The following is a 21,580-nucleotide window of genomic DNA, read 5'->3' as shown; positions in this document are numbered from 1 at the left end:
TGCTAGGCTGGGCGGTAAGGCAAGCAGGAAAAGGTGCCGGGGCAGTTACACCGTGTACATTTTCTCGTAGTATTCCCGCGCCATGCGGCCGGAGTCGAACGCCGGCTCTACCTCGTGCATAGCGTTTTTTATGAGCTCCAGAAACTGCTCGGGCTTATCATAATACAATGGCAGGATTTCCTGCTCCAGCACGTCCAGCACGCCGGTAGCCTCCACGTCGTCCTTCACGTGCTCCGGCTCATTAATGTTGGCCAAGGGAATCAGAAAGCCGTTTTCACCCTCGCGCACGAACTCCGGAATCCAGCCATCGGCAATGCTCAGGCTCAGGCTGCCGTTCATGGCGGCCGTCATGCCGCTGGTGCCGGAGGCTTCGCGCGGGAAGCGCGGCGTGTTCAGCCAGATATCGGAACCCTTCTTCAGCGCTGCTGAAAGGCCCAGCTCGTAGCCCGTAAGCACAGCACAGTTCTTATAGGCTTTGGTTTTCTGGATGATGCCGTTGAAGGTGGCAATTGCGCCGTAGTCCTTGGGGTAGGGCTTGCCCGCCCAAATCATCTGAATAGGCCGTTTGGTGTCCTGCAGCAGGCGCTGAAACCGCTCAAAGTGGCGCAGAATCAGGTCGGCGCGCTTGTAGCCGGCAAAGCGGCGGGCCCACACAATGGTCAGCACGTCGGGGTCGAAGAGGTTGCCGGTCTGGTCGGCCACGATGTCGAACAGTGCCTTTTTCATTTCCCGCTTACGGGCCTTCAACGCTTTGTCGTGGTGGCCGGTCAGGGCGTGGTGCAGGGCCGGGTCGCGCCAGTAGGTGCCGTTCTGGGCGTTGGTAATGGAGATAATGGGGCAGATACCCTGGTAGGAGCCCCACATCTGGTTGGCCACCTTGCCATGCACTTTGGATACGCCGTTGGCCCGGCGCGCCATGCGCAGCGCGGCCAGCGTGTAGCTGAGGACATTGTTTTCTACACCGGCTATCCGGCGCACTTCCTCGGCCGGCACGTTGCCGAAAAACGTCATGTCTTCCAGCAGCTTCATGGGGTGCTCCTCGTTGCCGGCCAGTTCCGGGGTGTGGGTCGTGAAAACCAAACGCTTCTGCACTTCCGCCAGCTGGCGGCCGTGCTTCTCATACAGGTAAAACGCCAATGGCAGCCCGTGGCCCTCGTTCAGGTGATACACATCTACCTGATGGCCCAGCAAATCCAGCAGGGTGCCGCCGCCGGTACCCAGCAATATGCTTTGCGCTACGCGGGCGGCCGTATCAGCGTCGTAGAGGTGGTGGGAAATGGTGCGCGAGATGTAGTCGTTTTCCGGAATGTCGGTGGTCAGGAAAAACATGGGGGCCGTGCCGAAAACCTCGGGGGCCAGGTACAGGGCCTTTACCTGCACCTGCGCGCCATGAATGATGATGGGGAAGATCAGGCCGGTGTCTTCGAGGAAAGAGTAGGCCTTATGGCGGTAGTCCACGCGCATGGTCTGGTCTTCGTTGCGCGTCTGGTCATAGTAGCCATAGGTCCACAGGATGCCGATGCCGACCAGGTTCTGCCGGAGCTCATAAGCAGAGCGCATGTGAGAGCCGGCCAGGAAGCCCAGCCCGCCGGAGTAGGTTTTCAGGGCCTGATCAAGGGCAAACTCCATGGAGAAGTAAGCGGCCGACGTGTAAAATTCTGGCGCGGCAGCGTAAGAACGGAAGGTAAAAGCCATAAAAAGAAGCGGGTAGAAAAGGGCGCGATAAGCAGTCTTGAAGGTGAGAAATAAGCGGCAGAAAACCGCAAAGCGGCGGGTTTTTGCTGAGTGCTGGTGAGGTAGCCGCCCGCCTACGTAGCCGGCCCGGCCCGGGATGCATCTGTTTTGGGAGAAAAGTTTCGATGGAAGTCTGTTGATAAAATATAGTAACAAAACGGTAACCTTGTATTACTCTCAGTTAATGGGTAAGCCGGTAGCTTTGCCGTCTCTACCTCTTTTTTTACCACCCCAACTCCTTTCTTACATGCACATTAACCGTATTCTCACCACGGCCTTCCTGGGCCTGGCGGTAGCCTGCACCTCGGTTCAGGACCCCATGCCACAGGCGCCGGCCGCCACCACCGCCACGCAGGCCGTTAGCGCCACCGGCTTCCCCGAGGGCTTCGAAACCGGCACCAAAACGGCTTACTCCTTGGGCTCGGTTACCCTGGGCTCCGGCTCCTGGACCCTGGACGATGCCCTGCTCGGCAACACCACCGCCGACCACAAAACCGGCGCGCAATCAGCCAGGGTGCGCAACGTGGGCAAGCTCACCATGAACTTCAACACTACGGCCGGTGCCGGTGCAGTAACCGTGCAGCACGCCGTGTACGGCACCGATGGCAGCTCCAGCTGGGAGCTGTGGGCCTCCACCAACAGCGGCAGCACCTACGCCAAAGTGGGCAGCACCATCACCACCAGCAGCACCTCGCTGCAAACGGCTTCCTTCACGGTAAATCTGAGCGGTAACGTACGCCTGCAGATCCGCAAGACCTCGGGCGGCACCAACCGCATCAACTTCGATAACATCACCGTTCAGCAGTATGGTGGCACCACCCCGCCGCCTACCGGCACGGGCAAGAAATTCCTGTTCGATGGCTCGCACGGCGAGCTGGCCGGCAACGCCGACTGGGTACTGGATGTGGACGGCGGCCTGGCCGTATCGGTTCCTACGCCCGCCCAGTCCGGCATCACTGCCACCACTTCCGAAACCTACTGGACCGGCGCCATCTCGGCCTGGGGCGTAGCCCTGGCCAAGCAGGGCCACACGGTTTATCAGCTGCCTGCCGGCGGCCGCATTACCTACGGTGATGCTACCAACTCGCAGGACCTGAGCAACTACGCCGTGTTTGTGGTAGATGAGCCCAACGTGGTATTCACCTCCGCCGAGAAAACCGCCATTCTGCGCTACGTGCAAAACGGCGGCGGTCTGTTCATGATTTCCGACCACATCATCTCCGACCGGAACAACGACGGCTGGGACTCCCCCCAGATCTGGAACGACCTGATGACCAACAACTCGGTGCAGGCCAACCCCTTCGGCTTCTCAGTAAACTCCGACAACGTGGTGGAGGACAGCAACAACGCGCTGGTAAGCTCCACCAACCCCATCATGAACGGCTCGCAGGGCCTGGTGTCGCAGCTCTCGTTCCACAACGGCGCTACCATGACTCTGAACCCCACCGCCAACAGCACCGTGCAGGGCCTGATCTGGCGTCTGGGCGTGGCTAAGGGCAACAGTAGCGTAATGGCGGCCAGCAGCACCTTCGGCACGGGCCGCGTGGTGATTATCGGCGACTCCTCGCCAGCTGATGATGGTACCGGCTCGCCCGGCAACACGGTGTACGATGGCTGGAACGAAAACGTAAGCCACGCCCGCCTGCACCTGAACGCCTCGCTCTGGCTGGCCAAGGTGCAGTAAGCGAATTGGATTTAGCATAGGCAAACGCCCGTGGTTCCTGAGGAGCCACGGGCGTTTTATTTAGGCCGTTTTCGGGCTTTGGAGCGAAATTTCGCTGTTTTTGAGGCTACGGGAAATGCAGGGCTGATTTTGGATAGCGCCGCCGGAGAGGATAACTTGCACCTCGCCCGTTGAATTACGCCCTTCCCTTATGCGACTTTCCCGCTTCCTGCCCTTAGCCCTTGGCCTGGGTTTCACCGCTCTGCACGCTGCCCCTGCGCCGGCCGCTACGCCTGCCAGTGTAATCGTGGCAGAAGCAACGGCCGCTCCGGTTAAAAAGACTGCCGCCATCACCCGCATCGACCCCACTTTCTGGTGGGTGGGTATGAAAAACCCTAAACTGCAGCTGCTGGTGCACGGCCCCGGCATTGCGGGCAGCAAAGTGGAGCTCAGCAACTACCCCGGCGTTACGCTGGAGGGCTTTCAGAAGCTGGAGAGCCCGAATTACCTCTTGGTGAACCTGACTATCAGTCCCGAAGCGAAGCCCGGCAAGCTGAAGCTGGAGTTCGAAGGCGCCAAAAAGACCAAATACGAGTACGAGCTGCGCGCCCGCACCACCCCCGGCGACAAGTCCAAGGTACAGGGCGTGACCAGCGCCGACTTTATCTACATGCTGATGCCCGACCGGTTTGCCAACGGCAACCCGAAGAACGACATCGTGAAAGGCATGAAGGTGCAGCGCATTGCCCGCGACTCCATGTATGCCCGCCACGGCGGTGATTTGCAGGGCATCGAAAACCACTTCGACTACCTGAAGGAGCTGGGCGTAACGGCCATCTGGCCCACGCCGGTAGTAGAAAACGACATGCCCCGGGCCAGCTACCACGGCTACGCCCTCACCGATTATTACGCCGTGGACCCCCGCTACGGTACTAATGAGGAGTACGTGCAGTTTGTACAGCACGCCCACCAGCAGGGCCTGAAAGTGATTCACGACGTGGTGCTCAACCACATGGGCAGCTACAACTACCTGTTCCTGGATCAGCCGGCCAAAGACTGGTTCCACCAGTGGCCCACCTTCACGCGCGGCAACTACCGCGACGGCACCGTGAACGACCCGTACGGCTCAGAGCTGGACCGTAAGATGTTCAACACCACGTGGTTTGATACCACCATGCCCGACCCGGCGCAGGAAAACCCGCTGGTGGCCAACTACCTCATTCAGAACTTTATCTGGTGGGTAGAATACACCGGCCTGGATGGCTACCGCATTGATACTTACCCCTACTCCAACCCGCAGTTCCTGATGCAGTGGGGCAAGGCCGTGCTGGACGAGTACCCCCAACTGGGCATGTTTGGCGAAACCTGGGTGCAGAACGCCGAGGGCGTGGCGCAGCAGGCCTTCTGGTCGCGCAACAATTTCCCGGCGGTAAACGGCTTCAAAAGCAACCTGCCCGGCGTCACGGACTTCATGATGAAGTATGCCATTGAAGACGCTCTGACGAAGGAAGCTGGTTGGGCCGAGGGCATTGCCAAAATCTACTACACCGCCCAAGGCGACTGGATGTACGAGGACGCCTCGCGCAACGTCATCTTCCTGGATAACCACGACATGAGCCGCGTTTTCTCGGTGTTGGGCGAGGACGTAAAAAAGCAGAAAATGGCCCTCACGTGGCTGCTCACGGAGCGCGGCATTCCGCAGCTGTACTACGGCACCGAGATTCTGATGAAGAACTTCTCCAACCCCGACGGCCTCGTGCGCTCCGACTTCCCCGGCGGCTGGGCCGGCGACAAGCACAACGCCTTCACGGCCGCCGGCCGCACGCCCCAGGAGCAGGACATGTTCCAGCACGTGAGCAAGCTGGCTAACTACCGCAAAACCCACCCCGCCCTGCAAACCGGCAAGCGCATGCACTTTGTGCCGGAGGGTAGCGTGTACACCTACTTCCGCTACAACGACCAGGGCCAGTCGGTGATGGTGGTGATGAACGCGGGCAAGGAAGACAAGACCATCGACACCGCCCGCTTTGCCGAGCGCCTGCAGGGCTACACCAGCGCGCAGGACATCATCGGCGGCACGGCCGTTTCTGACCTTAAATCCCTGAAAGTGCCGGCCATGACCACGCTGGTGCTGGAGCTTAAAAAATGAGTTGCCGGTTGCCAGTTGTCAGTTGCCAGGAAATTATCCTGCAGCTGGCAACCGGCAACTGGTAACTGACAACTGAAAACTACCTACATGGCAACAATCAAAGCCTGTCTCTTCGACCTCGACGGAGTTATCGTGGACACAGCTAAATTCCATTATCAGGCCTGGAAGTCATTGGCAGACGGGCTGAACATAGATTTTACCGAGCACCATAACGAGCGGCTGAAGGGCGTAAGCCGCATGCGTTCCTTGGAAATCATCCTCGAAATAGGTGGCGTAACCATGCCCGAGGACGAGCAGGTGGCCCTGGCTACCCGCAAAAACGAAGTGTACCTGGAAGACGTGCACCGTATGACCGAGGCCGACTTGCTGCCCGGTGTGCGCCGCTTCCTGGAAGAGTGCCGCGCTGCCGGCCTGAAAACGGCCCTGGGTTCCGCCTCTAAAAATGCCCGCCTCATTCTGGAGCGCGTGCAGTTGCTCCCTCTGTTCGATGCCATCATCGACGGTACTGACGTAGCCAACGCCAAGCCCGACCCCGAAGTGTTCCTGAAAGGCGCCGAGGCGCTGGGCGTTGCGCCCGAAGAATGCGTGGTGTTTGAAGACGCCGTAGCCGGCCTGGAAGCCGCCCGCAACGGCGGCATGCACTGCATTGGCGTGGGCGACGCTACCATTCTCAGCGAGGCTGATTTTGTGATTCCCGGCTTCGAAGAAATGACTGTAGCCCGCCTGCAGGAGCTGAAAAGCTAAAACTAAAAACTAGTTCCCCTCCTCAGCTGAGGAGGGGCTAGGGGTGGTTGACCAACCGTCAGAACGATTACTAGTGCTAGTTCTAACTTGTCGTTCAACAATTAACCACCCCGGCCTCCGGCCACCCCTCCTTAAAAAGGAGGGGAACTGAAAATAGCCTTAAATGGCACTTGAATTTCGCTTACCCTTTCTCTTCCCTTACAGATGAAAGATTACCTGAAAACAGATGAGTGGCGGATTATTGAAGAAGGCTTCGATCCGCACCTGAATAAGATTTCCGAAAGCATTTTCTCGCTGGGCAACGGCCGCATGGGTCAGCGCGCCAACTTTGAGGAGCAGTATTCCGGCGAAACCCTGCCCGGCAACTACGTGGCCGGCGTGTATTACCCCGATAAAACCCGCGTGGGCTGGTGGAAAAACGGCTACCCCGACTACTTCGCCAAAGTGCTGAACGCCGCCAACTGGATTGGCATCGGCGTGGAGATTGACGGCGAAGAGCTGGACCTGGCCAAAGCCACCGTGGAAGACTTCCGCCGCGTGCTGAACATGCAGGAAGGCTACCTGGAGCGTACCTGCACGGTGCTGCTCAGCAACGGCAAGCGGGTGAAAATTAAATCGAAGCGTTTCTGCAGCATTGTGGACGACGAGGTAGGCGTGGTGCAGTACTCCATTAAGCCGGTGGGATTTTCGGGCAAAGCCACGCTCACGCCCTTCATCGACTTCGACGTAAAAAACCAGGACGCCAACTACGACGAGAAGTTCTGGGAAGAAGTAAGCCGCTCGGTGCAGGAGCAGGGCGCTTTCGTAACGGCCCGCACCCGCAAAACCGAGTTTGACGTGTGCACCGGCATGGTGTTCACGCTCACGCAGGGCGGGGTGGAGGTGAAGCCCCACACGCACCCCATTGAGAGCGAGAAGTACGTGGCGCACATCTTCACGGTGAATGTGCTGGACGGGGAGGAAACTGTGCTGACCAAGTTTGCCGCCAATATTTCCTCCGAAAACCATGAGCGGGGCGTGCTGCAGGATGTGTGCCGCCGCGCCGTGCAGCAGGCCCGGATCAAAGGGTTTGCCGCCATGCTGAAGGAGCAGGCCGCCGCCTGGGCCGCTAAGTGGGCCGAGAGTGACATCATCATTGAAGGCGACCCGGCCGCGCAGCAGGCTATCCGCTTCAACATCTTCCAGCTCAACCAGACCTACACCGGCGAAGACCCGCGCCTGAACATCGGCCCCAAAGGCTTTACCGGCGAGAAATACGGCGGCAGCACCTACTGGGACACCGAGGCCTACTGCCTGCCTTTCTACCTGGCCACGGCCGATCCGCAGGTGGCCCGTAACCTCTTGCTCTACCGCTACAAGCAGCTAGGCAAAGCCATTGAAAACGGCCAGAAGCTGGGCTTCACGGGCGGCGCCGCGCTGTACCCCATGGTGACCATGAACGGCGAAGAGTGCCACAACGAGTGGGAAATCACCTTCGAGGAGATTCACCGCAACGGGGCCATTGCCTTCGCCATTTATGACTACGTGCGCTACACCGGCGACGAGAGCTACCTGGCTGACTACGGCGTGGATGTGCTGGTGGCCATTTCCCGCTTCTGGGCGCAGCGCGTGAACTTCTCCGAGGAGAAAGGCCAGTATGTGATGCTGGGCGTAACCGGCCCCAACGAGTACGAAAACAACGTCAACAACAACTGGTACACCAGCACCATTGCCCTCTGGACGCTGGAGTACACGCTGCACGTACTGGAGAAAATTCAGCAGGAAAACCCCGGCCGCTACGCCGCGCTGGCCATGGAGCTGAAGCTGGATGAGCAGCACGACTTTGCCGCCTGGCGCGACATTATGGGCAATATGTTCCTGCCCCGGGATGAGAAGCGCGGTATTATGCTGCAGCAGGAAGGCTATATGGACAAGGAGCAGATTCTGGTACAGGACCTGCCCGCCGTAGACCGCCCCCTGAACCAGAAATGGTCTTGGGACCGGATCCTGCGCTCCTGCTTTATCAAGCAGGCCGATGTGCTGCAGGGCATGTTCCTGCTGGAAGAGCGGTTTGATGAAGACACCATCCGCCGCAACTTCGAGTTCTACGAGCCGCGCACCGTGCACGAGTCGTCCCTTTCGCCGTGCGTGCACGCGGTGCTGGCCGCCCGTTTGGGTATGCAGGACAAGGCCTACGAAATGTACCTGCGCACCGCCCGCCTCGACCTGGACGACTACAACAACGACACCGAGGACGGCTGCCACACCACCAGCATGGCCGGCACCTGGATGGCCGTAGTGCAGGGCTTTGGCGGCATGCGTGTGCGCAACGGCGAGCTGCACTTCCGGCCCATGCTGCCGGCCAAATGGTCGGGCTTCAGCTTCCGGATCCGCTTCCGCGGGGCCGTGCTGAAAGTACACGTGGGCCGCGAGGGCGTCAATATTGAATCTGACAAGCCGCTGACGGTGCATGTGAACGGCCAGGCCCGCCAGGTAGGCTAATCAGCACGGGGCGGCCCAGGTGGGCCGCCCCGTTGCGTTGATTGCCAGGCAGGATTTGCGTACATTTTGATCATTGGCTGATGGCTATTAGCTGATAGCTATTGACTTACCATGTTTACTAAGCGACATAGCCATCAGCCAACCGCCATCCGCTAACAGCTAAACATATGACCGACCTCACCGACCAAGTAGCTATTGTAACGGGTGCCAGCCGCGGCATCGGGCGGGCCATTTCGCTGCTGTTGGCCATGCAGGGTGCCCGCGTGGTAGCTCTGGCCCGGGGCGCCAACGAGCTGAAAGACGTGGCCCATTCCCAGCAGATTCTGCCCCTGTCGGCGGACGTGACGGACGAGGCCGACGCCCAGCAGGCCGTGGACATTGCCATGGAGCACTTTGGCCGCCTGGATATTCTGGTGTGCAACGCCGGCGTGGGCAGCTTTGGCCTGCTCGAAAGCTTTGATGCCGCCGAGTGGGACCGTATTTACAATGTGAATGTGAAAGGCACGTTCCTGCTCTGCAAAGCCGCCGTGCCGCACTTTAAGGCGCAGGGGCGCGGGCATATTGTGGGCGTTACCTCGGATGTGGCGCGGCGCACCTTTGAGCACGGCTCGGTGTATGGTTCCAGCAAATACGCCCAGGATGCCCTGTTGGGCTCTTTGCGCAAAGAGGTGCGCCCGTTCGGCATTAAAGTCAGCACCATTTTCCCAGGGCTGGTCGATACCCATTTCAACAATGCCCAGCCCGGCAGCCCGGAGGTAGAACACACGCACCTGCGCCCTTCGGATATTGCCCAGGCCGTGCGCTACGTGCTGGAAGCCCCGGCCCACGTGGTGGTGGATGAGCTCATGATTCACCCGCTTACCCAGCAATGGTAAATCAGTTGCCGTTGATAGTTGCCAGGGTTTTATTAAACGAACTGATAACTGGCAACTATCAACGGGCAACTGATTATCTTACGCCTGACTATGAAAAAGCTGTTATTGCCTGCTGCCGGTGCTTTGTTCGCACTGGCATCTTTTCAACTACTCTCCCCGGCCCCGGCGCCGCGTGCTGTGACTTCTTACCAATCTGACCCCAATACCACCGACGAGGTACCCCAGGACAATAAGCTGGTTATCTATCAGATGATGACCCGCCTCTTCGGGAACAAAGTAGCTACCAACAAGCCCTACGGCACCATCACGGAGAATGGCGTGGGTAAGTTCAACGACATCAACAGCGTAGCGCTGCAGGCTATTAAGAAGCTGGGCGCCACGCACGTATGGTACACCGGCGTGATTGAGCACGCCACCATGACGGACTATACCAAGTTCGGTATTGCCCTGGACGATGCCGACGTGGTAAAAGGCCGCGCCGGCTCGCCCTACGCCATTAAGGACTACTATGATGTGGACCCCGACCTGGCCGTGAACGTGAAAGCGCGCATGCTGGAGTTTGAGGGTCTGGTGAAGCGCACCCACGCCAACGGCCTGAAAGTTATTATTGACTTCATTCCCAACCACGTAGCCCGCACCTATAAGTCGGATGCCAAGCCCGCGGGTGTGGTAGACCTGGGGGAGAAGGACGACAAGACCAAGGCTTTTGCCGTCAATAACAACTTCTATTACCTGCCCGGGCAGCCCCTGGTAGTGCCCGCGGGCAATAACCCGTTGGGGGCGCAGAAAGGCCCGAAGGAAGACGGCAAATTTGCCGAGAACCCCGCCAAAGTAACCGGCAACGACGTGTTTTCGGCCACGCCCAAGGTAGACGACTGGTTTGAAACCATTAAGCTGAACTACGGTGTGGACTACCAGCACGGCCGCGCCAAGCACTTTGCGCCCATTCCGGATACCTGGCTGAAAATGCGCGATATACTGGTGTACTGGGCCAAAAAGGACGTGGACGGCTTCCGCTGCGACATGGCCGAGATGGTGCCCGTGGAGTTCTGGGCCTGGGTTATTCCGGAGCTCAAAAAGGTGAAGCCCGAGCTGGTGTTCATCGGCGAAGCCTACGACGCCAAGACGTACAAAATGTACATCGAGCAGGGCCACTTTGATTACCTCTATGACAAAGTAGGCCTCTACGACGGCCTGCGCCGCCTGATGCGCGGCGAGGGCAACACCGAGGACATTACCCGGGTGTGGCGCGAAGAAAGCCGCGGCTTCTCCTCCCACATGCTGCGCTTCCTGGAAAACCACGACGAGCAGCGCATTGCCTCCCCGGACTTTGCCGGCGACCCTAAAGCTGCTATTCCGGCCATGGTGGTATCGGCCACGCTGGGCTCGGGCCCCGTGATGCTGTACTTCGGGCAGGAAGTGGGCGAGCCCGCCAACGGGGCCGAGGGCTTCTCGGGCAACGATGGACGCTCCTCCATCTTTGATTACTGGGGTGTGCCTAACCACCAGCAGTGGATGAACGGCGGCAAGTTTGACGGTGGTAAGCTGGATGGTGGCCAGAAGCAGCTGCGCGACTTCTACAGCCGCCTGCTGAACCTGGCCGGCAGCAGCGAAGCCATTCGGCGCGGTAAGTTCTACGAGCTGCAGGACGCCAACAACTTGGGCAAAGACTACGACCAGCGGCAGGTGTACACCTTCCTGCGCTACACCGACAAGCAAAAGCTGCTCATTGTGGCCAACTTCAGCAAAGACAAAACCATGCGGCCCACGCTGCGCATTCCCCCGCAGGCCTTCACCGCCATGGGCCTCGACCCCAACCGCGTGTACGCCTACCAGGACCTGCTGAACGGCATGCCCGCCACCGATAACCTGACCATGACGCTCACGCCCCAGAGCGCCTATATCTTTGAGATACAGGAGCGCCACTAAGGCGTTGGTATTCTGAAAGCCAGTAAATTACTCCCTTAATTTCTCCCCTTCAATCCTACCTATAGCGAATGGCAACTTCCGTAGCAACGGCGAGCAGTACCCGCGAAAAACCCCGGCTGAGCTTCTGGCAAATCTGGAACATGAGCTTCGGCTTCCTCGGCATCCAGTTTGGCTTTGCCCTGCAAAACGCCAACGTCAGCCGCATTTTTGAAACGATGGGGGCCAAGACGGATGATATAGCCATTCTATGGCTGGCTGCGCCTACCACTGGCTTGTTGGTGCAGCCCATCATCGGCTATATGTCAGACCGTACCTGGAGTCCTCGCTGGGGGCGCCGGCGGCCTTACTTTATGATTGGAGCTATTCTGGCCTCGCTGGCGCTGCTGGTGATGCCGAACGTAACAGCCTTGTGGATGGCGGCGGGTATGCTCTGGATTATGGATTCCAGCATCAATATTTCCATGGAGCCCTTCCGGGCGCTGGTTGGCGACTTGTTGCCGTCCTCGCAACGCACCACGGGCTTTGCTGCCCAAACTTTCTTTATCGGCATTGGCGCCATTGTGGCTTCGTCGCTACCTTGGATTTTTACCAACTGGTTTAACATTTCGAATACTGCTCCCGCGGGGCATATTCCGCTGTCGGTGAAATACGCTTTTTATATCGGCGGTATTGTGTTTTTTCTGGCAGTACTCTGGACGGTGTTGCGCACCAAGGAGTATCCGCCAGAAGACATGAATGCTTTTGAGGAGGAGAAGCGCCGGACTGCCGGTTTCTGGAATGGCGTGCGCGAATCCTTCATGGGCGTGTTCAACATGCCCCAAACCATGCGCCAACTGGCCATCGTGCAGTTCTTCTCTTGGCTAGCCCTATTTGCCATGTGGATTTACACCACGCCGGCCATTACTAGTCACATCTACCATACCACCGATACTACCTCTAAGCTCTATAATGAGGGGGCAGACTGGGTAGGGGTATGCTTTTCGGTGTACAATGGTGTATCGGCGGTATTTGCACTATTGCTTCCCATTATAGCCCGTCGCACCAGCCGCCGCGTCGCGCATATGCTCTGCTTAATAGCCGGGGGATTGGGTCTGATTTCAATTTACTTCATTCAGGACCCCAAAATGCTGCTGGTATCTATGGTGGGCGTCGGTATTGCCTGGGCTTCTATCCTGAGCGTGCCGTATGCCATGCTGGCTGGGGCTCTGCCCTGGAACAAAATGGGCTACTACATGGGCGTGTTCAATTTCTTCATTGTGATTCCGCAGATGGTGGCAGGCGTTACATTGGGGTTCTTCACCAAGCACGTATTCGGCGGAGAGTCAGTGATGACGCTGGTACTTGGAGGCGCCTCTATGATAATTGCCGGCCTGTTCACGCTGCGCGTCCACGATGCCGATGACATCCGGCTGCCCGCCGACCCAACGGCCCTGGCGCCGGAAAGCCCTGCCTACGACGCGCCGGCCCAGACCAACCCGCAGCTCTAACCCAAAGCGCATAATGCATTTACAAAAGCCCTGGCTGCCAGCAGTCAGGGCTTTTTTGTGTCCTTGTTTTCACTTGGGCTCCGCATTAATACGGATGCCTATCGGGGTAAAAATCAGCGTTTTCCACCGCAACGGTAGCTCCTTTATTCGACGTATGCTATTCTATCAGACTACCCGCGGCTTACTTGTTGAGGCTGCGCAGCTCAAGTGCTAATCCGGTGGGTATATGTTATTCGCTACCGTCTTTTTTAGCGTGTTCTTTGGCCTGTATGTGCTGGCGCTTCTGCTGCTTGTATGGCCCCGGCCCCGCTTGGCTGGCTGCACGGCTACTCCCCGCGTAAGCATTCTGATTGCCGCCCGCAACGAAGCCGCCACCATTGAGCGCTGCCTGCGGGCCCTGGCGCGGCTGCACTACCCTGCAGAGCAGCTTGAAATCCTGATTGGGGATGATGCCTCCACCGATGACACCCGGGAAATTGTGCGGCGCTTTATTGCTGATAAGCCTTGGTTCCGGTTGCTGCCTATCCGGCAGCGCCTGGGCACGGCCCGTGGCAAAAGCAACGTACTGGCCCATTTGTGCCGCGCCGCCACCACCAATTATTTCCTGATTACTGATGCCGATATGGCCCTGGCGCCCAACTGGGTGCAGACCATGCTGGCCGCCGCCCCGGCCGGGGTAGGCGTGGTTACAGGCATTACCACGGCCGGCGGCAACCTGTTTGGGCGCCTGCAGGGACTGGACTGGCTGTTTGGCCTCAACCTCATCCGCCTGCTCACCGACCTAGGCCTGCCCGTTACGGCCGTGGGCAACAACATGCTCGTCACGCGCGCCGCCTACGAGTCTATTGGGGGCTACGAAGCGCTGGCGTTCAGCATTACGGAAGACCTGCAGCTTTTCGGGCTGATTGTAGGGCAGGGCTGGGGCTTCCGGAACATTATTGCGCCTGGTGTCCTGGGCGTTTCCGTGCCGCAGCCCACCCTGCGGCACCTGCTGCAGCAGCGCAAGCGCTGGATGAAAGGGGCCGGGCGGCTGCCCTGGCAGCTGGTGGTGTTGTTCAGCTCCTACGGCGTGTTCTATGCTGTACTGGGCTGGCCGGCGCTTTTGCCTCTGGGCACCATAAGCGTGCTATACGCGGGCAAAGTGTTGTTACAAACTCTGTTTCTGGCTATTACCCTGCGCCAGGCCGGGCATCGGGAAAGTATGGGCGTGTTGCTGCTCTATGATGGCTACCTGCTGCTGATGTCCCTGGCCGTGCTGGCGTATACCGCGTGGCCGGGGGGCATTTGGTGGAAAGAGCGCCGGTACCGGTGGGCAGAGGTGTAGCCGGGCCCGCTGTAACGGCTAGGAAGCCTCGGCCATGGGCGTCCCCAACCACTGGTAAGCGTCTTTTTCCTCAATAAAGCTCCGAAACATCTTTTCCTCAGCCACCAGCCGGCTGGTAATCACTTCCTGATGATAGGGGGTAACCAGGTAGGCAATGCGGAAAGAGATACCCGGCAGGGCCTGCTGCATCTGCGGCCTGAATTCCTGCAAAATCCACTTGAAGTCGGCGGCCTCCGCCAGGCCCCGGGTGCGCAAATCCACCAGCCAGTGGCCGGCCTGGTGCTCCCGGGCAAACTGCAGGCCCTGCAAATACCCGGTTCTGTGCTCCTGCGAGGAAACCAGCCGCGTCCAGCGCATAAACAGAATGCGTAAATCGGGCCGGTAGGTCAGGCGCAAATAAGAGTGTTCGGCAGTAGGAATAGGCACAGGAAAGGGAAGAAACTCGAAAGGAAATGCCGCAGTAGGCAGCCAGCATTCAACAAGGAGCCCTGGGCCTAATGTTTTACGCAAAAAAGCCCCCGCGGATAGCGGAGGCTTTGTGAATATTTCAGGCCGACCAGGTAGCTTATTTTCTGGTGCCCATGCTCTTGTCCCGGGCAGCCTTAAACTCAGAACCGGCTTTCCATTGCGGGAAAGTGGTTTCGCCGGCCAGCCGGCGGCCAATGGTAAACAGCAGGCGGGCGTCCTGCTCCATCCCGCGCAGGTCCCAGGCGGGGTTGTACTCGTCGCTGGGCTGGTGGTAATGCTGGGCCGTGAAAGTTTTGTTCTGCTCCTCTATATACTCCTTGCCCCGGGCGCGGCTGTCGAAGGCGCCGCTGGCATACAGGGCCGGCACACCCACTTTGGCAAAGCTGAAGTGGTCGGAGCGGTAGAAATGGCCTTCTTCCGGGGTTTTATCCGGCTGCAGGTAGCGCTGCTGTTCCTTAGCCGCCGTGCGGGCATAGTCATCCAGATCCGACTGCCCGTAGCCGATAACCGTTACGTCGCGCATGGGGCCGTAGGGCCGGAGCATGTCCATGTTCAGGTCGGCCACGGTTTTGTTGAGCGGGAATACGGGGTGTTCCGCGTAGTAGGCCGAGCCCAGCAGGCCCTGCTCTTCGCCGGTAACGGCCAGGAAAACAATGCTGCGGTCGGGGCTTTTAGGAAGCTGCGTGTAGGCTTTGGCAATGGTGAGCAGGGCGGCCACGCCGCTGGCATTGTCCAGCGCCCCGTTGTAAATAGAGTCGCCCTTCACGGTGGGCCCAATGCCCAGGTGGTCCCAGTGGGCCGTGTAAATAATGTACTCCTGCGGCCGCGTGGCGCCGGGCAGCACGGCCAGCACGTTTTTGGAGGAGGTGCGCCGGATTTTGTTGTGGATATTGATGCTCACATTCAGGCCCAGCGGCCGGGCTTTGAAGCCCCGCAGATTGGCGGCCGCATACAGGTCATCGTAGCGCAGGCCGGCGGCCGTAAACAGGCGGCGGGCGGCGTCCAGCGTTATCCAGCCTTCCAGCTTGCACTTGCTGGCACCCCGGTCGGGCGTTTGCGGGCGCAGCTTGGCGCCGGAGTAGCTGGTCTGCACCACCGACCATGGGTAAGCGGCCGGTCGGGTTTCGTGAATGATGAGCAGGCCGGTGGCGCCGTGGCGGGCAGCCTCCTCGTACTTGTACATCCAGCGTCCATAGTAGGTCATGGCCTTGCCCTTAAACATGGTGGTGTCGTTGCCGGCATTGCCGGGGTCGTTTACCAGCACCACCACGGTTTTGCCCTTCACGTCCAGCCCGGCGTAGTCGTCCCAGTTATACTCGGGGGCCACCACGCCGTAGCCGGCAAACACCAGCGGCGAGTTGCTGACCGATACCTGCGGCTTTTCCTGCTCGGTAAAGGCCATAAAATCAGTTTTATACTGGAGGTTAAACGGCTTGCCCTTGCCGCCCGAGATGCGCATGATGCTATCGGGCCGGCCGGTAATTTCCACCAGCGGCACCTCCTGGAAATACGTGCCGTTGGGCCCGGGCTTCAGCCCCAGTTTTTTAAACTCACTGGCCAGGTACTCCGTGGTTTTAGTTTCGCCGGCGGTGAAGGGCTTGCGGCCCTGAAAATCATCGGCGGAAAGCACTTTAATGTACTGCCCGATGCCCGCGCCGGTAATTCCGTCCCGGGGCGCGGCCACCACGGCCGTATCGGTGGGGGCGGCCTCGGTAGAGTCCGGGAGCGTGCTGCGGGTAATCAGCTCGGGCGGGGAGTTGCGGCTTTGGCAGCCCGCCAGCAGCCCGCCGGTCAGGGCCGGGGCCAGCAGAAATAACGAGGAGAAACGCATAAGCAGACCAGTGAGGAAAATGGAAAAGGAGAGAGGAGTAGTAGCGGCTAAAAGTGTCGAATTACCAGGCACTTCGCAACTGCTGAATGCAGATGCAGCTTCTTGTTGTCGGGAAATGTCTGTAGACTTGTACCTTCACTTTGCCTTGGTACTTTATACATCATCTTTTTAAAATTTCTTATGCTTCAAAAGCATTTGTGGCTGCTGGGAATGAGCACGCTGCTGGTGGTAACGCCCGCGGCCGCCCAGCAGAAAAAATCGGCGCCAACAGCCAAAACCACCACTGCCGGCCCTCGCCTCGTCGAAAAAGTAGCCAGTAAGCTCGGGGAAGTGGTGATTCCCTATGAGAAGTATAAGCTGCCCAACGGCCTCACGGTCATCGTGCACGAAGACCACTCCGACCCGGTGGTGCACGTGGACGTAACCTACCACGTGGGCTCGGCCCGCGAAACCATTGGCAAGTCGGGCTTTGCGCACTTCTTTGAGCACATGATGTTCCAGGGCTCCGACCATGTGGGCGACGACCAGCACTTCAAGCTGGTATCGGCCGCGGGCGGCGACCTGAACGGCTCCACCAACCGCGACCGGACCAACTATTACGAAACCCTGCCCAGCAACCAGCTGGAAACGGCCCTGTGGCTGGAAGCCGACCGGATGGGCTTCCTGCTGGATGCTGTTACGCAGCAAAAGTTTGAAATTCAGCGCTCTACGGTGAAGAACGAGCGGGGCCAGAACTACGACAACCGCCCCTACGGCCTGGCCTCCGAATACGTAGCCAAAACCCTGTATCCCTACGGCCACCCCTACAGCTGGCTCACCATCGGCTACCTGGAAGACCTGGACCGCGCCGACGTAAACGACCTGAAAAACTTCTTTCTGCGCTGGTACGGCCCCAACAACGCTACCCTGACCGTGGGTGGCGATGTGAAGCCCGCCGAGGTAATAAAGCTGGCCGAGAAGTACTTCGGTACCATTAAGCCCGGCCCCGCCGTGCAGAACATGAAGCTGCCCGAGCCCAAGCTGGACCAGGACCGCTACGTGAGCTACGAAGACAACGTACGCTTCCCCATGCTGCAAATGGTGTTCCCCACCGTGCCCCGCTACCACCCCGATGAGCCGGCCCTGGATGCGCTGGCAGAAATCATTGGCGGTGGCAAGACCTCTTTGCTCTACAAAAACCTGGTAAAAACGCAGAAAGCCGTGCAGGCTTCGGCCAGTCACCCTTCGGCTGAGTTGGGGGGCGAGTTTACCATCATGGCTCTGAGCTACCCCGGCAAAGGCCTCGACAGCCTGGAGCTGATTGCCCGCCGCTCCCTGCAGGAGTTTGAGAAGCGCGGCGTTTCGGATGAGGACCTGCAGCGCTTTAAGGCCGGCCGCGAGTCGCAGACCATCAACGGCTTAGCCAGCGTAAGCGGTAAAGTATCGGCTTTGGCTGCTGCCCAAACGTTTACCGGCTCGCCTAACCGCATTACCAAAGACCTGCAGGAACTGCGTGCCCTTACAAAGGCCGATGTAATGCGCGTGTACAACCAGTACATTAAAGGCAAAAAGGCCGTTATTCTGAGCGTGGTGCCTAAGGGTGCTACGGCCCTGGTGGCCAAGCCCACCAACTTCACGGTTTCCAAGGATGGCTTTAAAGCCCCCGCCGATGAATATAAAGGCCTGACCTACGTGAAGGCCACGGATTCCTTCGACCGCAGCAAGCAGCCAAAATCCGGCGCTAACCCCGTAGTGCAGGTGCCCGCCTATTGGCAGGAAACCATGCCCAACGGCCTGAAGGTGATTGGCACGCGCAACACCGAAATTCCGGCCGTTACCATGCAGCTCACCATTCCCGGCGGCCACCGCCTGGAGCAGCAGGACCCCTCCAAAGCCGGCATTGCCTCGCTCACGGCGGCTATGCTGAATGAGGGCTCGCAGAAGTACACCAGCGAAGAAATGACGGCGGCCCTGGAAAAACTGGGCAGCTCTATTTCCGTATTCTCCGGCAGCGACAACACCACCATCTATGTGCAGTCTCTGACCAAGAACCTGGACAAGACGCTGGCCCTGCTGGAAGAGCGCCTGATGCGCCCCCGCTTTGATGCCGCCGATTTTGCACGCATCAAAAAGCAGACGCTGGAAGGCATTGCCAACCAGAACACCCAGGCCACGGCCATTGCCAACAAAACCTTTGCCCGCCTGGTGTATCCTGCCTCGGATATTATGCGCGTGCCCACCAGCGGTACCGTAGCCAGCGTGCAGGGCATTACCCTGGAGGATGTAAAGCAGTTTTACGCCCGCAACTACGCGCCCAACATCTCTTATCTGGTGATTGTGGGCGATGTAGACCAGAAGCAGGTAACGCCTAAGCTGGGCTTCCTGCAAAGCTGGGCGAAAAAGGACGTTGCCCTACCGGCTCCAACTACCGCCTCGGCGCAGCCCGACAAAACCCACATCTACTTCGTGAACAAGGACGGTGCGCCGCAGTCGGAAATCCGGGTGGGCTACCTGAGCATGCCCTACGATGCTACCGGCGACTACTACCGCGCCGGCCTGGCCAATCACCTGCTCGGTGGCGACTTCAGCAGCCGCATCAACCTGAACCTGCGGGAGAACAAGGGGTATACCTACGGGGCCTTCTCGTACTTCAACGGCTCGCAATATGCGGGTCCCTTCACGGCCCAGGCCGGCGTACGCGCCGATGCCACGGCGGCTTCCGTGAAGGAGTTTGTAAGCGAAATGAAGAACTACCGCAATGGTATCAGCGACGAAGAGCTGCAGTTCCTGCAAACCTCGGTGGGCCAGAGCGACGCGCTGAAGTATGAAACCGGCCGTCAGAAAGCCGCTTTCCTGGGCCGTATGGTAGAGTACAATCTGAACAAGGATTATGTGCAGCAGCAGAATGAGATTCTGCGCACCTTGAAGAAAGAAGATGTACAGGCTATTTCCCAGAAGTACTTCACGCCCGATAATATGTACATTGTGGTAGTGGGCGACCGGGCCAAGGTTTTCCCCGCCATCAATGAGCTGGGCTACGAGGTAACAGAGCTGGATCTGGAAGGCAACCCGGTAGCGGCTGCCGTTGCTCCGGCCGCCGCGCCTACCGCCGTAGACATGGCCAAGCAACTCTCCGACAGCGACGTGAAAAAAGCTAAGGAGAAGACCAAAGGCGAAAACGGCAAGAAAAAGCGCAAGATGAAAAACGACGAAAACAGCACTAAAGTGAAAGAGAAGGCCGACGCCAAGTAAGCGGCATACTCCAACCAAAAAACCCGGTTCCTGCCAAGGAGCCGGGTTTTTTATGTTTTATGCCCTTTTTATATCCTTTATAAAGTTGTCATGTCGAGCATGTGGCGCATCAAGCCAGGGAACGAGACATCTCGCGTGCTGACGTTGTGGTGATAATAATAGTATACCACACTAGCGAGATGTCTCGACTGCCTCGACATGACCGTGCTTTTCCAACAACATCAGCAGGTGAGATGCTTCGACTGCGCTCAGCAGGACGTGCTTTTTCGGCAAAGCCAGCATACGAGCCTGCCTGGCTGTGCCGGGCATAACACGCGGTATTAATTTTTCAGCAGCGCCTCCGCCACCCGGCGGCCGGTGGCCATGGCAGCGTTTAGCGAGGGGTATGCGGCATAGTCGCCGGCCCGGTATAGGGTATCCGTAAGCCGCAGGGTGTGCGGCGCCGTTAGTTCCGGCGTGTAGGTGGGCAGTGCCTGCGGGATGTTGTAGGTGCGCAGGTGTCGCCATTGCTGCGCGGCCGGGCCAAACCAGGCCGTCAGTTCCTGGCGTAGCCGCTGCGTGAGGGCTTCCTCCTCCAAGCCATGCTCCCCGTGGGTGCTTACCGATACCAGCGTCTGGCCGGCGGGCGCATAAGCGGGGCTGACATCAGACGGGAAGCACACATTGTGGGCCAGGGAGGGTTCAGTGGCGTTCAGGCGGAGCAGCCGGTCGGAGTGGCCGGGGGAGTTGCCGGGCGCGGCAAAGTAGGTGCAGGTGGTATGCCGAAAGCTGGTAGCCGGCCCATCCATAATGGTGTGCGGCAGCAGCCGGGCGGTGGCTTCGCCATCGGTAGCAATTACTACGGCCGCGGCTTCCAGAGTCTGGTCGGTCCAGAGGCGCACGGTGGTACCGTCTATGGCGGCCACGGGCGTGCTCAGACGAACGGAGCCGGCGGGTAAGCGTGCCGCCAGCTGCTCCGGAATCTGCTGCATGCCCAGCGCCGGCACCACGGCTTCGCCTTCCACAAACTGCTTGAATACAAACTGGAAGAAATTGGCGGCGGTACTCAGGTCGCGGTCCAGAAACACGCCTCCGAAAAAGGGCCGGAAAAACGTGTTGATTATGGTTTCGCTCCAGCCATACTCCCGCAAAAACTGCCGGGTGGTCTGCTCTTTCAACTCCAGCCGGGCCAGTAGCTCCTCGCTGGAGTGCTGCAGCACGTGGCGTGCCAGACTCAGAATCCGGAACTTGTCGGGCAGGGAGCCAATGGGCGAGGAGAGGGCAGAAAAGGCACCCGTGGGCTGCTGCAGAGGGTTGCGCAGGGTGGTTTCCCGGCCGTTGGGGAGGCGGATAACGGCGCCGGAGGCGAAGGCTTTGAGCTGCAGCGCGCCGTAATCGAGCATGCGCTGCACCTCGGGGTAGCGCGTGAGCAGCACCTGAAAGCCGCGGTCCAGCCGGAAACCCTCGGGAGTAATATCGGTGCGCACGCGGCCACCTACGGCATCGGCGGCTTCCAGCACCAAAACGGGGCGCCCGGCGCGGTGCAGGTAGTTGGCGCAGGTGAGGCCGGCCATGCCGGCCCCAATAATTACGATGGGTTTCTCAGCGGAAGCAGTCATACCTGCCCAAACTGAAAATGGTAGCTGAAGGTTGGGAATGGGCTTTTGGCTCCGGCTTGAATTATT

13 protein-coding genes are annotated in these 21,580 nt (G+C 59.1%); 9 read left to right on the top strand and 4 right to left on the bottom strand.

The window, feature by feature from the left end; translation table 11 throughout:
- Window positions 1-45: 45 nt before the first annotated feature.
- Window positions 46-1,695: an alpha-glucan family phosphorylase gene (glgP, locus tag PK28_RS01460; protein ID WP_044510661.1), complete on the bottom strand. Its 1,650-nt coding sequence runs from the start codon at window positions 1,693-1,695 to the stop codon at window positions 46-48.
- Window positions 1,696-1,981: 286 nt separating this feature from the next.
- Between glgP and PK28_RS19485 the strand changes: the two genes are divergently transcribed.
- The 8 genes from PK28_RS19485 to PK28_RS01420 all read left to right on the top strand — a co-directional run bounded on the left by PK28_RS19485 (window position 1,982) and on the right by PK28_RS01420 (window position 14,386).
- Window positions 1,982-3,418, top strand: coding sequence for a hypothetical protein (locus tag PK28_RS19485; protein ID WP_052430510.1), 1,437 nt, complete (start codon window positions 1,982-1,984; stop codon window positions 3,416-3,418).
- A gap of 190 nt (window positions 3,419-3,608) precedes the next feature.
- Complete coding sequence (locus PK28_RS01450; RefSeq protein ID WP_052430509.1) at window positions 3,609-5,546, top strand: glycoside hydrolase family 13 protein; 1,938 nt, start codon at window positions 3,609-3,611, stop codon at window positions 5,544-5,546.
- A gap of 87 nt (window positions 5,547-5,633) precedes the next feature.
- Window positions 5,634-6,290 (top strand): beta-phosphoglucomutase, encoded by a 657-nt coding sequence (pgmB, locus tag PK28_RS01445; protein WP_044510658.1) that lies wholly within the window; start codon window positions 5,634-5,636, stop codon window positions 6,288-6,290.
- A gap of 204 nt (window positions 6,291-6,494) precedes the next feature.
- Entirely contained in the window at window positions 6,495-8,771 is a 2,277-nt protein-coding gene (locus PK28_RS01440) for a glycoside hydrolase family 65 protein (RefSeq protein WP_044510656.1), read from the top strand.
- A 167-nt stretch (window positions 8,772-8,938) separates the two neighbouring features.
- A complete protein-coding gene (locus PK28_RS01435; protein ID WP_044510654.1) occupies window positions 8,939-9,646 on the top strand; it encodes an SDR family oxidoreductase in 708 nt (235 codons plus the stop codon).
- 90 nt (window positions 9,647-9,736) lie between these two features.
- Window positions 9,737-11,575: an alpha-amylase family glycosyl hydrolase gene (locus tag PK28_RS01430; RefSeq protein WP_052430508.1), complete on the top strand. Its 1,839-nt coding sequence runs from the start codon at window positions 9,737-9,739 to the stop codon at window positions 11,573-11,575.
- Between the two features lie 68 nt (window positions 11,576-11,643).
- Window positions 11,644-13,062: an MFS transporter gene (locus PK28_RS01425; protein WP_065814123.1), complete on the top strand. Its 1,419-nt coding sequence runs from the start codon at window positions 11,644-11,646 to the stop codon at window positions 13,060-13,062.
- Window positions 13,063-13,288: 226 nt separating this feature from the next.
- A complete protein-coding gene (locus tag PK28_RS01420; RefSeq protein ID WP_048825422.1) occupies window positions 13,289-14,386 on the top strand; it encodes a glycosyltransferase in 1,098 nt (365 codons plus the stop codon).
- 18 nt (window positions 14,387-14,404) lie between these two features.
- Here PK28_RS01420 and PK28_RS01415 read toward each other — a convergent pair whose 3' ends face one another.
- Window positions 14,405-14,812, bottom strand: coding sequence for a hypothetical protein (locus tag PK28_RS01415; protein WP_156126192.1), 408 nt, complete (start codon window positions 14,810-14,812; stop codon window positions 14,405-14,407).
- Window positions 14,813-14,951: 139 nt separating this feature from the next.
- The gene (locus PK28_RS01410) at window positions 14,952-16,685 is read right to left on the bottom strand and encodes a M28 family metallopeptidase (protein WP_052430507.1); all 1,734 of its coding nucleotides are present in this window, start codon (window positions 16,683-16,685) and stop codon (window positions 14,952-14,954) included.
- Window positions 16,686-16,865: 180 nt separating this feature from the next.
- Here PK28_RS01410 and PK28_RS01405 point away from each other — a divergent pair, with 180 nt between their 5' ends.
- Window positions 16,866-19,916 (top strand): M16 family metallopeptidase, encoded by a 3,051-nt coding sequence (locus tag PK28_RS01405; RefSeq protein WP_044510646.1) that lies wholly within the window; start codon window positions 16,866-16,868, stop codon window positions 19,914-19,916.
- A gap of 320 nt (window positions 19,917-20,236) precedes the next feature.
- Here the strand turns inward: PK28_RS01405 and PK28_RS01400 are convergent, their stop codons facing one another.
- Entirely contained in the window at window positions 20,237-21,514 is a 1,278-nt protein-coding gene (locus tag PK28_RS01400; RefSeq protein WP_044510644.1) for a protoporphyrinogen/coproporphyrinogen oxidase, read from the bottom strand.
- Window positions 21,515-21,580: the final 66 nt, after the last annotated feature.

It is taken from the genome of Hymenobacter sp. DG25B (assembly GCF_000801315.1).
Classification (GTDB): domain Bacteria; phylum Bacteroidota; class Bacteroidia; order Cytophagales; family Hymenobacteraceae; genus Hymenobacter.
This window is presented reverse-complemented; position numbering and strand designations above follow the sequence as displayed.

What these genes read in the sequence shown, in the direction of transcription:
- glgP (WP_044510661.1), bottom strand. Translation starts at nt 1,695, where the DNA reads ATGGCTTTTACCTTCCGTTCTTACGCTGCCGCGCCAGAATTTTACACG.
- PK28_RS19485 (WP_052430510.1), top strand. Translation starts at nt 1,982, where the DNA reads ATGCACATTAACCGTATTCTCACCACGGCCTTCCTGGGCCTGGCGGTA.
- PK28_RS01450 (WP_052430509.1), top strand. Translation starts at nt 3,609, where the DNA reads ATGCGACTTTCCCGCTTCCTGCCCTTAGCCCTTGGCCTGGGTTTCACC.
- pgmB (WP_044510658.1), top strand. Translation starts at nt 5,634, where the DNA reads ATGGCAACAATCAAAGCCTGTCTCTTCGACCTCGACGGAGTTATCGTG.
- PK28_RS01440 (WP_044510656.1), top strand. Translation starts at nt 6,495, where the DNA reads ATGAAAGATTACCTGAAAACAGATGAGTGGCGGATTATTGAAGAAGGC.
- PK28_RS01435 (WP_044510654.1), top strand. Translation starts at nt 8,939, where the DNA reads ATGACCGACCTCACCGACCAAGTAGCTATTGTAACGGGTGCCAGCCGC.
- PK28_RS01430 (WP_052430508.1), top strand. Translation starts at nt 9,737, where the DNA reads ATGAAAAAGCTGTTATTGCCTGCTGCCGGTGCTTTGTTCGCACTGGCA.
- PK28_RS01425 (WP_065814123.1), top strand. Translation starts at nt 11,644, where the DNA reads ATGGCAACTTCCGTAGCAACGGCGAGCAGTACCCGCGAAAAACCCCGG.
- PK28_RS01420 (WP_048825422.1), top strand. Translation starts at nt 13,289, where the DNA reads ATGTTATTCGCTACCGTCTTTTTTAGCGTGTTCTTTGGCCTGTATGTG.
- PK28_RS01410 (WP_052430507.1), bottom strand. Translation starts at nt 16,685, where the DNA reads ATGCGTTTCTCCTCGTTATTTCTGCTGGCCCCGGCCCTGACCGGCGGG.
- PK28_RS01405 (WP_044510646.1), top strand. Translation starts at nt 16,866, where the DNA reads ATGCTTCAAAAGCATTTGTGGCTGCTGGGAATGAGCACGCTGCTGGTG.
- PK28_RS01400 (WP_044510644.1), bottom strand. Translation starts at nt 21,514, where the DNA reads ATGACTGCTTCCGCTGAGAAACCCATCGTAATTATTGGGGCCGGCATG.